Annotated in this window: 10 protein-coding genes; 6 read left to right on the forward strand and 4 right to left on the reverse strand. The window is 63.7% G+C overall.

Features of this window, described 5'->3' with window-relative positions; all coding sequences use genetic code 11:
- Positions 1-400, forward strand: a 400-nt coding sequence (locus Q0R16_RS18960) for a flavin reductase family protein (RefSeq protein WP_295640032.1), incomplete at its 5' end; no start/stop codon positions are given.
- 119 nt (positions 401-519) lie between these two features.
- Here the strand turns inward: Q0R16_RS18960 and Q0R16_RS18965 are convergent.
- Positions 520-1,713, reverse strand: a complete 1,194-nt coding sequence (locus tag Q0R16_RS18965; protein ID WP_295640037.1) for a hypothetical protein — start codon at positions 1,711-1,713, stop codon at positions 520-522.
- A 743-nt stretch (positions 1,714-2,456) separates the two neighbouring features.
- On the opposite strand from Q0R16_RS18965, the gene eda reads away from it, so the two are divergent.
- The 4 genes from eda (at position 2,457) to Q0R16_RS18985 (ending at position 8,678) form a co-directional block, all read left to right on the forward strand.
- Positions 2,457-3,077, forward strand: a complete 621-nt coding sequence (gene eda / locus Q0R16_RS18970) for a bifunctional 4-hydroxy-2-oxoglutarate aldolase/2-dehydro-3-deoxy-phosphogluconate aldolase (protein ID WP_295640039.1) — start codon at positions 2,457-2,459, stop codon at positions 3,075-3,077.
- 26 nt (positions 3,078-3,103) lie between these two features.
- The gene (locus Q0R16_RS18975) at positions 3,104-5,884 is read left to right on the forward strand and encodes a phosphoenolpyruvate carboxylase (RefSeq protein ID WP_295640058.1); all 2,781 of its coding nucleotides are present in this window, start codon (positions 3,104-3,106) and stop codon (positions 5,882-5,884) included.
- 95 nt (positions 5,885-5,979) lie between these two features.
- Entirely contained in the window at positions 5,980-7,482 is a 1,503-nt protein-coding gene (locus tag Q0R16_RS18980; RefSeq protein ID WP_295640041.1) for a DUF1800 domain-containing protein, read from the forward strand.
- 2 nt (positions 7,483-7,484) lie between these two features.
- Positions 7,485-8,678, forward strand: a complete 1,194-nt coding sequence (locus tag Q0R16_RS18985; protein WP_295640043.1) for a DUF1501 domain-containing protein — start codon at positions 7,485-7,487, stop codon at positions 8,676-8,678.
- A 10-nt stretch (positions 8,679-8,688) separates the two neighbouring features.
- On the opposite strand, the gene Q0R16_RS18990 is transcribed toward Q0R16_RS18985, so the two are convergent.
- The 3 genes from Q0R16_RS18990 to pdeM form a co-directional block, all read right to left on the reverse strand.
- The gene (locus Q0R16_RS18990) at positions 8,689-10,008 is read right to left on the reverse strand and encodes a cystathionine gamma-synthase family protein (protein ID WP_295640046.1); all 1,320 of its coding nucleotides are present in this window, start codon (positions 10,006-10,008) and stop codon (positions 8,689-8,691) included.
- Between the two features lie 194 nt (positions 10,009-10,202).
- Positions 10,203-10,724, reverse strand: coding sequence for a translation initiation factor IF-3 (gene infC, locus Q0R16_RS18995; RefSeq protein WP_295640049.1), 522 nt, complete (start codon positions 10,722-10,724; stop codon positions 10,203-10,205).
- A gap of 142 nt (positions 10,725-10,866) precedes the next feature.
- Positions 10,867-11,610 carry a ligase-associated DNA damage response endonuclease PdeM gene (gene pdeM, locus Q0R16_RS19000; RefSeq protein ID WP_295640052.1) on the reverse strand — a complete coding sequence of 248 codons (744 nt, stop codon included), beginning with the start codon at positions 11,608-11,610 and terminating at the stop codon, positions 10,867-10,869.
- Between the two features lie 66 nt (positions 11,611-11,676).
- On the opposite strand from pdeM, the gene hemF reads away from it, so the two are divergent.
- On the forward strand, positions 11,677-12,499 hold an 823-nt coding region (hemF, locus tag Q0R16_RS19005; protein ID WP_295640055.1), incomplete at its 3' end, for an oxygen-dependent coproporphyrinogen oxidase.

Below are 12,499 nucleotides of genomic sequence, written 5' to 3' on the forward strand. Positions count from 1 at the left end.
GCAGCGGCATGCGCTGGTAATAGGCTCGTTCGCGTCGATCTCGCTCGATCCGCCGCTGGTGGGGTTTTTCCCCGACAAGAAATCGAGCACCTGGCCGCTGATCGCTGCCACCGGCCGGTTCTGTGTGAATGTGCTGGGCGCCGACCAGCTCGCCTTGTGCCAGCGCTTTGCGGCCAAGGGCCAGGACAAGTTCGGGGAATTGGCGCACGGCAACAGCCCGGCCGGCTTGCCGTTGCTCGACGATGCGATCGCCTGGCTCGATTGCACGCTCGAACGCGTGGTCGAAATTGGCGATCACTGGCTGGCGGTCGGCGCGGTCGAGGCGCTCGACCGGCGCGACCATGGTACCCCGCTGCTGTTCTTCCGCGGCGGGTATCATGATCTGACGGGCCTAGCCTGAGTTCCATCCTTAGCGCGCAACTTCAGCATTTGTTAAAAAAAGGCCGGCGAAGCAACGCTCCGCCGGCCAGATGGCCCACACCGCAAGCCCCTGCGGTGTGGTTCGTCAAATCGTCGCGATTAATGGCCTTGCGAAATGATCGAGCTATTGCCCGTGCCGGTCTGTCCGACATGAGCCCAGGCGCTGTCGATGTTCTGGCTGACAGACGAAATATTGTAGCTGCCGGTCTGCGTAACATCAGCAGTGTCGGTGAGACCGGTCTGCGTCAGGTACGACTGATTCGAAGTGCCGCCGCTCTGCGTGACGCTGGCAGTGCTGCCTGAGACAGGGAAGTTGATGTTGCTGCCGGACTGCGTGATATACGACACGCCATTGTTACCAGACTGGCGCGTATTGGCCTGATTGTTGCTGCCAATCTGCGTGGTGTACGATTGGTTGCCAGTACCGGTTTGATAGGTGAAGCCAATCTGGTTGAAGTTCGACTGGGTAATGCTGGCGGTACCTCCAGTTGAGCCAGACTGGTAGATCCCGGCTGTCAAGCCTGTATCGCCCCCGCCTGACTGAGAAATGCCGGCGTTGTTGAACGAGCCGCCGTCCTGATGAACAAACGCGTCGGCTGACTTGCCTGCTTGGATGATATTGGCCGAGCTGAAGGCCTCGTTGTTGATTTGAACGACGACCGCGCGAGTGCCTGCCGCGCTCTGGTTTACAGTGGCGCCGTTGCTATTTGCGCCACTGGCCTGGACGACATAGGCTGCGCTCTCGGTATAGGCGTCGGATGGTGCGTTGAGACCTGTCGTGATTTCACTTTGCTGCAGATCCAACTCGCTGGCATTTGCGAAGGAATTGGCCAGCGTAGTGCCTCCGGACGTCGAGCCGACGCCGTTTACGCCGCCGATATTGCCGGTGTGCGAGGGGCTGCTTGATCCGCTCTGCGTGATGCCTGCGGTGTTATTCGATCCGGTTTGGTAGGCGAACGCGTCGTTATTGGCACCCGTCTGGTTGGTATTGGCCGAGTTGGTGTTGGTTTGCATGGTCAGCGCACGTTGGCCCGAACCGCTTTGAGAGATGGTGGAGTGGCTGGAGTTGGCGTTAGCTCCGCTGAAGCCCTGTACGACTACGCTGGTGTTCTGATCAGCGCCGGCATCCTGCGAGATGGATGAAGTGTTGTTGCTGCCGGTCTGATCGACCGATGCCGCAACTTTGGAATCGGACTGGCCGGGCGCGATCGGGAACGGATAGCTCTGAGCCGATGCGGTACCGGCGTACAGAAGCGCGACCGCCGAAACGGTCAAAAAGGTAATTGACTTCACGATATCTCTCCTAGGGAACTTGGTGTGGTGTTGGCATAGGGTAGGAAAGCCGATGACGCCGTGCCATCGAACTTGAGGATCCGGGGTCTGCATGAGCCCGGTGTTGCAATCCCGATTAAATGCCGATCTTCCGTCAGCTACGGCCAGGTAGCGGCGTCGGCAGTTCTTTGAATCGAGGCTCATTCGCCCGCTGGATTCCCTGCAGCGCGCAAAAGCCATATCCTACTCGTAAGGTAGAGTACAATCTGTCAGGTTTGATACTATAAAGAAGCGTCCAACTATCGCGGACGTCCCAAAACTGCAATCAATTCAACTCAGATGAAAATTTCAAAGTATGCGGCAGCAGACATTTGCTGCACATCCGGATGCGATTCGAACTGTCGAAATCGACTCATCAGGTGTTAGTTTCACGACTCACTTTTTGTCGTTGGTCGAGCCATATCATGATAAAAAAAGTGTGAAAGCAATTTCTTGCAAAAAGAATCCCGAAATTAAACGGAGTATTCTCGGCTGAAATCGGTTGCATAAATACCCCTGAAATTGATTCAATCGTACTTATCGAGTTTGAAGTGCTGGAATGCTGCACTGCAAAAGTGCGATTGTCGCTAAAATATGCTGCTTTTCAGTGTGTTAATCTCGCAACTGCGAATAGGTATGCGATTTTCGTGTCAACATTTTTGCGGGTGCGAAGATCGCGAGTTTGGGTTAGCCTTGGCACCTGACAACAATGAGGTATCCGGCAAATGGCACCGATCGAATCGCTTATGCGAACTGCTCCGGTGATCCCGGTACTGGTAATCGAAGACCTGGCGCACGCCCTGCCGATTGCCCGCGCACTTGTTGCAGGTGGCTTGCGCGTGCTTGAAGTGACGTTGCGCACGCCTTGCGCGCTCGATGCAATTGCGGCGATGAAGGCGGTTCCAGGCGCCATCGTCGGCGCGGGAACGGTGACCAATCCCGCTGAACTCGATGCGGCGCTGGCGGCGGGCAGCGAATTCATCGTCTCGCCGGGTCTCACCGATCGGCTGGGCCAGGCCGCAATATCGGCCGGCGTGCCCTATTTGCCGGGGATCGCCTCGGCGTCCGACCTGATGCGCGGGCTGGACCTGGGCCTTTCGCACTTCAAGTTCTTCCCTGCCTCGACATCGGGCGGGCTGCCCGCGCTCAAGGCGCTCGCCGCACCGTTCGGCCAGGCGAAATTCTGTCCAACCGGCGGGATCACGCTGGCCAGCGCGCCCGAATGGCTGGCTTTCGGGCCGATCCTGTGCGTCGGCGGAAGCTGGGTTGTCCCGAAAGGACCGCCCGATGAAGCCGCAATCGAAGCAACCGCGCGCGCCGCGTTCGCGCTGGGCGCCGAACAGTGAAGTCCGTCGCGGATCTTCGCCGGCGGATGCAGGAACTTCATCTGCGCACCGCCGAAACCCCGCTGTACAACCCGGTTTTCCAGCTAAGTCACGAGCTGTCGCGCACGCTGGAGGACGGTGAGGGCGATCTCACCCAGATCGAGGCGCTGGTTGCCGAGCTCGAATGCGATGCGCTGAAATCGCGCGCCGCGCGCCTCGGCCGGACGCTGGCGCCCACCGCAATCGACGATAATTTGTCCACAATCAGCGAGTTGTTGCGCGAGGAGGATGGCTTCGGCCAGTTCCGTGCGCGTTGGGAACGGCCGCTGCTCCACGTGGTGTTCACCGCGCACCCCACGTTCCTGCTCAGCCCTGCACAAGCCGATGCGGTCGCCTCGGCGGCGACCACCGGCGATGATGCGGTGTGCACCGTGCCGTCCGATGGCCCCGCGATCACGCTCGGCTTCGAGCACGAGGAAGTGGCGCATGCGATCCGCACCGCCGCCGCGGCGCGCGATCGGATCACAGCCGCGCTGCTCGGCCACGCTCGCGCCCGCTGGCCCAAGCGCTGGCTTGAATTCAAGCCGATGCCGTACCGCTTCGCCACCTGGGTCGGTTACGACATGGACGGCCGCACCGATATCGGCTGGACCACCAGCCTGTCATACCGGATGCGCGAAAAGGCGTGGCGGCTTGAAGGCTATGTTGACCAGCTTGCCGGCATCGATCCCGACCATGCGCTGCTGGGCACCTTGCGCGGTGCGCATGCATACAGCGCGGACATGGCCGACCGTTTCGCCATGCCGCTCGACGATCCCGCGGCGCTGAGCGATGCCGCCAACGCACTTACCGCCGAGCACCCCGACAAGCTGCTCAGCCTGGCGCCGGTCATCGCCGCGATCGACGCCGAGGCGCTGGCCGCTACAAATTCTTCTGGCGATCAGGCGCGGGCGCTAGGCCTCGCCACGCTCGTTGCTGCAATGCGCGCCGATGGGCTGGGGCTGGGGTGGATCCATTTCCGTGTCAACGCCTCGCAACTCCACAACGCGCTGCGCCGGCGGATCGACCCCGACGGCACGCTGGATTTGGCCAGCCAGGGCGCAATCGCGCGGCTGCGTGAACTTCTGGGCGCAACCAGGCCGTTGCGCGTCAACTTCGCCGCGCTCGCGCTCGAAACCTCGACTGCGATGCGCCAGTTCCTCGCGATGGCGCAGATCCTGCATCATATCGACGCCGATGCGCCGATCCGCATGCTGATCGCCGAATGCGAACAACCGGTGACGGTGCTGGCGGCGCTCTACTTCGCCGAACTGTTCGGGATCGCCGACAAGGTCGACGTTTCGCCACTGTTCGAAACCGAAGCCGCGCTGGAACATGGTGGCCGTTTCCTCGAGGCGCTGCTGGGCGAGCCGCACTACGCCGCTTATGCCCGCCGGCGCGGACGGGTGTCGATCCAGACCGGGTTTTCCGACGCGGGCCGGTTCATGGGCCAGCTTCCCGCTGCGCTCGCGATCGAACGGTTGCAGGGCCGGCTGGCCGCGGCGATGGCGTCCACCGGCCTCACCGACGTCGCGGCGCTGGTGTTCAACACTCACGGCGAAAGCATGGGCCGCGGCACGCATCCAGGAGGTATTCTCGATCGCCTCACCTGGCCGCTCTCGCGCTGGGCACGCGCGCGCTTTGCCAAGGCGGGCGTCATGCTCGAACCCGAAGCCAGCTTCCAGGGCGGCGATGGCTATCTGTTCTTCCGCAACGCCGAACTCGCGCTCGCCACGTTGACCCGCATCGCCGAAGCCGAAGCCGAACTGGCCGCCGAAGCCCCGGAACGCGATCCGTTCTACGATCGCACCGATCTCAGCCTCGATTTCTACCGCGCGATCCGTAGGGTCCAGCGCGAACAGCTCGAATCCGCGACATATGCGCGCGCTGTCACCGCGTTCGGGCTCGGTTTGCTCAAGGTTACGGGCAGTCGCGTGGCGCGCCGCCAGTCGGATATCGGTGCCGATCGCTCGATGAGCCTGCGCCAGATCCGCGCGATCCCGCACAACGCAATCCTCCAGCAGCTTGGTTACCCGGTCAACATCATCGCCGGCGCCGGAACCGCGGGTGGTGACGAGGTGGAGGCCATTGCCGCGCTGCTGGGCAATTCCACGCGCGGCCAGCAACTGGTCCGGCTGCTGCGCGCCGCCAATGGCCTGGCCAGTATCAAGACCGTGGCCGCGCATGGCGAACTGTTCAATTCAGCCTATTGGGCCAGCCGCCCCTATCGCGGCACCGAAGACCGGCTTGAAACCGCGTGCATGGCGCTGGCCGATTACCTGACCAAGGACGATCGCGCAGGCGTGTTCCGGCGGCTGGTATCGCGGTTGCGGGTCGATTGGATGAAGCTGCACCGGCTGCTGTCGCTGGTGCCGGGCGGGACTGCCGCCAAACACCTTGGGGGTGAGCGCGATCCCGTGATGGACGAGGAACGCCGCGCGATAGGGCTGCTCCAGGCGCTGCGGCTGTCGCTCTTGATGCATATGTTCCTGCGCGCGGTGGAGGTACCGCCGTTCTCGCGCTCCAACGATGTCAGCCGCGATGACGTGCTCGAAATGGTGCTCTCGCTGCGGGTCGACGATGCACTGGCGCAATTGCGCCGCGCATACCCGGTGGTCGAACCGAAACTGGGGGATTTCGCGGTCGACGAACCCAGCGATTACCCCGACCAGCGCGGCGAGGACTACGGCGCCATCCGCGCGCGCTTCATCGACCCGATCGAACGCGCGCACAAACTGAACTTGCGGATTGCGGTGGCGATTTCCAATCACTTCGGCGCGCACGGGTAGAAAGCGCTACCCGGCGACGACTTGCGACAACAATTACAGAAGGGTTCGGCTCAGTCGGACGTTAATGTGCTGCAAGTCGCACAGAGGGCACGCCGATGGACAAGCAAGCAATCGCGCTCAACCGTTTCGGACTGGGGCGCCGCCCGTGGGAAGCGCCTCCGGCTGATCCTCGTGGTTACCTGCTTGGGCAATTCGCCCGCTACACTGCAACCATGCCCGGTGGCGACGGCTTGGCTTCGCACGGGGCTGTGGCGGAGGACATCCTGGAATATCGCGCGGCGATCATGGCTGCGGCGAAGGAAGCGAAAGCCGGGATGGCTGCGACCGCTCCGGCCGGAAATGAGGCGATGGCTGTCCAGTCCGTCGTACCGGGAAAGGCTCCGGTCAGCGACGCCAAGAAGGCCGCGCGCGTTGAAATGCGCCAGTTCGCGCGCGCGCAATATATCGCGCAAGTCGGCGTGCGGGTGCGCAGCGCAGTGGCCACCGACACGCCGTTTGTCGAGCGACTGGTGCATTTCTGGGCGAACCACTTCGCAGTCTCGGTCGAAAAGCTCGATTCCACCGCATTTGCCGGGCTGATGGAATTCGAGGCGATCCGCCCGCACGTGACCGGCAAGTTCGAGGATATGCTCATCGCGGTCGAACAGCATCCTGCGATGCTGCTGTTCCTGGATCAGGCGCGCTCGGTCGGGCCGGGCAGTCCCTTCGGCAGCCGGGCCGGGGCCAGGGCGGGCGCGCTCAACCGCAAGGTCGGGCTCAACGAGAACCTGGGGCGAGAGATCCTCGAACTGCATACCCTGGGCGTGCGTTCGGGATACACGCAGGCAGACGTGACCGAGTTTGCGCGGGCGCTGACCGGGTGGACGGTATCGGGACTGGGCGCCGGGCCATTCGCGCGGCGGCAGAGCGATACCGCGCCGGGCGATTTCATCTTTTCCCCGCAACTGCACGAACCCGGCGCGCGCACGATCCTGGGCAAACACTATGCGCAGGACGGTGAAGCGCAGGCACGCAGCGTGCTGGCCGATCTGGCGCGGCATCCGGCTACCGCACGGCATCTGGCGACCAAGCTGGCACGGCATTTCGTGTCCGACGATCCCCCGCCCGCGCTGGTCGCCCGGCTCGAAAAGGCATACCTGACAAGCGGGGGCGACTTGCCGACGGTCTATCGCGCGTTGGTCGATGCGCCCGAAAGCTGGGCGCCGGCACCCGCCAAGTTCCGCGATCCGTGGCTGTGGACCGTGGCCGCCCTGCGCGCCACCAGCACGAAGAACGGCACGATCCCCGGCGACATTCCCGACAAGCAGTTCGCCAACTGGTTCAACCAGCTTGGTCAGCCAGTGTGGAAATCGGGTTCGCCGGCCGGGTGGGACGATGTGGCGGCAAGCTGGGCGGCGCCCGATGCGTTGCTGCGCCGGGTAGAACTGGCGCAGCGTTTCGCCACGATCCTGCCTGCCAACGCAGACGCACGAAAGCTCGCGCCCGAGCTTTTCGGCACCGCGCTTTTGCCATCGACCCGCGCCGCGTTGGAGAATGCTGAAAGCCCCAAACAGGCGATGTCGTTGCTGTTCGCTACGCCCGAAATGCTGAGGTGCTGAAGATGACCGAACCCCTCCTGTTGCGCCGCCGTTCGTTCCTCACGTCCGCCGTTGCCGGTCTGGCGGCGAGTGCTTTCGCACCGCGCATGGCTTACGCTGCGGCACCAACCGACCAGCGCTTCGTGTTCGTGATCCAGCGCGGCGCGGCCGACGGGTTGCATATTGTCCCGCCGCTGGGCGATCCCGGTTTTGCCGGCTTGCGCGGCGCGCTTGCGGACTCGCTGGCGGGCGCCAAGCGGCTCGACGCGATGTTCGGCCTGCACCCGGCGCTGGTCCGCGTGGGGCAATTGTTCGATGGCAAGCAGGCGCTAGCGGTCCACGCGGTGGCGTCTGCCTACCGCGATCGTTCGCACTTCGACGGACAGAACATCCTCGAAACCGGCGGGACGGCGGCTTATGCCGAAAAGGTCGGCTGGATGAACCGGCTGGCGGGTGCGCTGCCGGGGCAGGCGGGGAACGCGCTGGCGCTGGCGCCCGAAGTGCCGATGGCCTTGCGCGGGCCCGTAGCGGTATCAAGCTATGCGCCAAGCGCGCTGCCGCAGCCGCAAGGCGATTTGTTCAACCGCGTTTCGGCGCTTTACGCGGGCGATCCGCAACTGGCCGGGCTGTGGCAGAGCGCGTTGGCGACGCGGGCGCTTGCCGGACAAGCGGGTGCCAACGCCGCAGGCCCGAATGGTGGAGGCGGGGGTGGCGCGCAGATCGGCAAGTTGGCGGCCTCGTTGCTCGAACCTGCCGACGGCGCGCGGCTGATGATGATCGAGACCACCGGCTGGGACACCCATACCGCGCAACCTGCCCGGCTCAATGGTCAGTTGAAGAACCTCGACGCCATGATCGGTGCACTGGCTGACGGGCTCGGGCCGTTATGGGCCAACACGATGGTGGTGGTCGCCACCGAATTCGGGCGAACCGCGGCGGTCAACGGCACGCAAGGGACCGATCACGGCACCGGCAGCGCGGCCCTGGTGCTGGGCGGGGGAATGCGTGTCGGCGGCCCATTAAGCGCTGGCAGGGTCCATGCAGACTGGCCGGGGCTGGGTGCAGGCGCGCTTTACGAAAACCGCGATCTCAAGCCGACCATGGCAATGGAGGCCTTGATCGCCGGCACGCTGGCGCAGCATTACGGACAAGAACCGGCGCGGCTGATCCGCGCGGTCTATCCCGATCAACCGGGGCTAAAACCCGTCCTTATCTGACGCCTTTGCACTAGACCGCCGCCAGCGCCTGATCGAAATCGGCGATCAGATCGTCAGCGTCCTCGATGCCGATCGACACGCGCACCAGGTTGTCGGTGATGCCCAGCGCCGCCTTGCGCGCGGCCGGCACCGACAAATGCGTCATCGCCGCGGGGTGGCTGGCGAGCGTTTCGGTGCCGCCCAGGCTGACCGCGAGCTTGGCGATGCGCAAGGCATCGAGGAACGCGAACGATTCAGCCTCGCCGCCCTTGATGAACAGCGAAAACGTGCTGCCCGCGCCCTTGCAGTGGCGCGCGTAGATGTCCTGCTGGCGCGCGTCCGCGATCATGCCGAGGTAGCCGAGACCCTCCACCTTGGCGTGATCCTTGAGGAAGGTGCAGACTTTGGCGGCATTCTCGCCCGCGCGGGTCATGCGCAGTTCCACGGTTTCCAGACTGCGCAACAGCATCCACGCGGTGTTGGGATCGCAGATCGTGCCCATCGTGTTGCGCAGCATCCGCACCGGGTCCATCCAGCGCTTGGCGCCCGAAAGCCCGCCCGCAACCAGATCGGAATGCCCGCCGACGTACTTGGTCAGCGAATAGACCACGATATCCGCGCCGTGCTCCAGCGGGTGCTGCCACAGTGGCCCCAGAAAGGTGTTGTCGATCGAGATCGGCGGTACGCTCTCCCGGCCGTCGAACATGGCATTGCGCGCGGTCGCAACGGCCTCGATATCGACCAGCGCATTGGTAGGGTTGGCGGGGCTTTCGAGATAGATCATCGCCACTTTGCCGCCTTGCGCGCGGGCCAGAACTTGCGCACGTTCGAGTGCGTTCTCGATCTCGGCGGGTTCGGCGCCTGCAGGGAAATCGACATAGCCGACGCCGAAGCGCGACAGCGTTTTTGCAATGAAGCCCTCGGTCGCCGCGTAAAGTGGGCCCGAATGCAGGATCACATCGCCTTCCGAACAGAACGCCAGCAACAGCGTGGCGATCGCCGACATGCCCGACGAGAACACCAGCGAGTCCTCTGCACCGTCCCACACCGCCAGCCGGTCCTCCAGGATTTCCTGGTTCGGACCGTTGAAGCGCGAATAGACCAGGCCATCGGCGCCATCGCCCTCTGCCCAGGGCCGGATGCCGGTGATCGCTTCGAAGTGGCGTTTGCCATCGGCAGCGCTGCGGAACGCAAACGTGCTGGTGAGGAAGATCGGCGGCTTGAGCGCACCTTCGGACAGGACCGGATCATAGCCGAGCCCCATCATCAGCGTCGAAGGCTGGAGCTTGCGGCCCCCGAGCGTGGTCAAGGCGGGCTTGGCCATGCGGCGCGGCGGGATCGAATCGGTCATGGGCAGAGCACCTTCTGCGGACAAAGCCGGGGCTGCCCCGGTGAATGGTTTCCAGTGTAACTGGTTCCTGACAGGGGCGCCACCCGACAGATCGCTGATTCTGTCGCGTGACCGCGCCTTTGCAGCGCAGATACAAAAAACCGCGCGCAACCGGAGTCGCGCGCGGGTCAATGTGTTCGGCCGTGCCGCAGTGCTTACTTGGGCGAAAGCACCATCAGCATCTGGCGGCCTTCCATGCGGGGATAGGCTTCGACCTTGGCGATTTCCGCTACATCGTCCTGCACGCGCTTCAACAGCGACATGCCGAGTTGCTGATGGGACAATTCACGCCCGCGGAAGCGCAGCGTGACTTTGACCTTGTCACCATCTTCGATGAAGCGGCTGACGTTGCGCATCTTCACATCGTAATCGTGATCATCGATGTTGGGACGCATCTTGATTTCCTTGATGTCCTGCGTCTTCTGCGTCTTGCGCTGCGCGTTGGCTTTCTTCTGCGCTTCGTAGCGGAACTTGCCAACATCAAGGAATTTGCAAACCGGCGGATCGGCGTTGGGCGAGACTTCAACCAGGTCCATACCGACTTCGGCCGCCTGATCGATCGCTTCACGGGTGTACATGACGCCCAGGTTTTCGCCATTTTCGTCGATCACGCGCACCTTGGGTACGGTGATCATCGCGTTGTATTTTGGCCCGCTCTTGACGGGTGGCGTCATCATGCGCCGGGGTGGGGGGGCTATTGTGCTATCTCCTGCTGTGGAATCCGAAAGGCGTGCGCGCTCATATCATAAAGTGACAAGCGATAAAGCGGCAATATGGTGACGATTTCGCCCAAAAACAGATATCCGAAACAGTTGATGACTACGCGGCGCGGCGCCATAGCGGAAAGCGCGCCAGCCGGTTGGCGGTGGGCAGCAGCGCGTCGATCGCTGCGGCAGGCTGCATCGCATCGAGGATTTCGGGCGCGCCAGCGTCCATGCCCCCGGTCAGCGAACCGAATGCCGGCAGGATCATGCGTCCCGCAAGGTGGCCGTCATTAGCAATCACCAGGCACGGCCGCGCGATCCGCCGGCCCTTTAGCGCGACTCGCAAACGCGGGTGGTAATGCCCCGAAAGCTCGGGTGCGGTTTCGCCGGCGCGGGCGCGGTGGCGCAGGATCACGCCGCAAAGCGACAATTCGTCCACCACCGTCCCGCCCACCAATGGCGCGGTATTGCGCCCGGGCGCCCCCATCAGCGCGGCGTCGAGCGCGGGATCGTGGTTGCCCGCTACCCACACCCAGTCGGTCGCGCGGGTGAGCGCGGCCAGCATCCCGGCAGCGTGGGGTTCCATCCGGTCGATCCCCGCGCTGTCGTGGAAATTGTCGCCCAGGCAGAATACCCGACGTGCGCCGGTGGCGCGGATCGCCATAGCCAGGCGTTCGAGCGTTTCGCGGCTGTCGTACGGAGGCAGCATCTGCCCGTGACTGGCGTAAAAGCTGGCTTTTTCAAGGTGCAAGTCGGCCACCAGCAACGCCTGTTCGCGCGGCCAGTACAATGCGCGCGCATCGGCAAACGCCCATTCCTGGCCGGCAAAGTCGAACGGGGCGAACGAAACAGGAACCATGCCCCGCTCTTGCCGCAGCGCCCAAGCTTTGGCAAGCGAGCGTCACTGCAATCGAACGGGGACCGCATGACCGACTGGACCGAAGCCACTTCCCAAGCACGCGCCTGGTTCGAAAGCCTGCGCGACCGCATCTGCGCCGAATTCGAAGCGATCGAGCGCGAGAACGGCAGCGACGCGTCGTTCGGATACACTCCGTGGAAGCGCGATGCGGTCGAGGGCGAGGATGCGGAAACGGGAGGCGGCGTCCAGGGCCTGATGAAGGGTAAGGTGTTCGAAAAAGTCGGCGTCAACGTATCGACCGTCCACGGTGCGTTCTCGCCTGAATTTGCCAAGACGATGCACGGCGCCAGCGTCGACAACCCCGGCTTTACCGCCACCGGCATCAGCCTGGTTGCGCACATGGCCAACCCGCACGTTCCCGCGGTCCACATGAATACGCGCTTCCTGACGACCACCCGCCGCTGGTTCGGCGGCGGCGCAGACCTGAACCCCGCCCTTCCCGATGACGAAGACACGGCCGCCTTCCACGCGCGCCTGCGCGCCGCCTGCGCCGCGCACGACCCGACCTTCTATCCGCGCTTCTCGAAATGGGCGGAGGAGTATTTCTGGCTACCCCACCGCCAGGTCGCACGCGGCGTCGGTGGAATTTTTTTCGACCGGCTCGAAGATCATTTCGAACCCCATTTCGCTTTCACCCGAGATGTCGGCGAAGCGTTCCTCGACATCTTCCCGCAAATCGTGCGGCGCCGCATGGACCAGCCGTTCACCGATGCCGACCGCCAGGCATTGCTCGAATATCGCGGCCGCTACGTCGAGTTCAACCTGCTGTTCGACCGCGGCACTTTGTTCGGGCTCAAGACCGGCGGCAACATCGACGCGATCCTGATGA

The sequence above is a fragment of the Novosphingobium sp. genome (assembly GCF_025351285.1).
GTDB lineage: Bacteria > Pseudomonadota > Alphaproteobacteria > Sphingomonadales > Sphingomonadaceae > Novosphingobium.

Coding starts and splice junctions, on each gene's coding strand:
- eda (WP_295640039.1), top strand. CDS start 2,457: ATGGCACCGATCGAATCGCTTATGCGAACTGCTCCGGTGATCCCGGTA.
- Q0R16_RS18975 (WP_295640058.1), top strand. CDS start 3,104: ATGCAGGAACTTCATCTGCGCACCGCCGAAACCCCGCTGTACAACCCG.
- Q0R16_RS18980 (WP_295640041.1), top strand. CDS start 5,980: ATGGACAAGCAAGCAATCGCGCTCAACCGTTTCGGACTGGGGCGCCGC.
- Q0R16_RS18985 (WP_295640043.1), top strand. CDS start 7,485: ATGACCGAACCCCTCCTGTTGCGCCGCCGTTCGTTCCTCACGTCCGCC.
- Q0R16_RS18990 (WP_295640046.1), bottom strand. CDS start 10,008: ATGACCGATTCGATCCCGCCGCGCCGCATGGCCAAGCCCGCCTTGACC.
- infC (WP_295640049.1), bottom strand. CDS start 10,724: ATGATGACGCCACCCGTCAAGAGCGGGCCAAAATACAACGCGATGATC.
- pdeM (WP_295640052.1), bottom strand. CDS start 11,610: ATGGTTCCTGTTTCGTTCGCCCCGTTCGACTTTGCCGGCCAGGAATGG.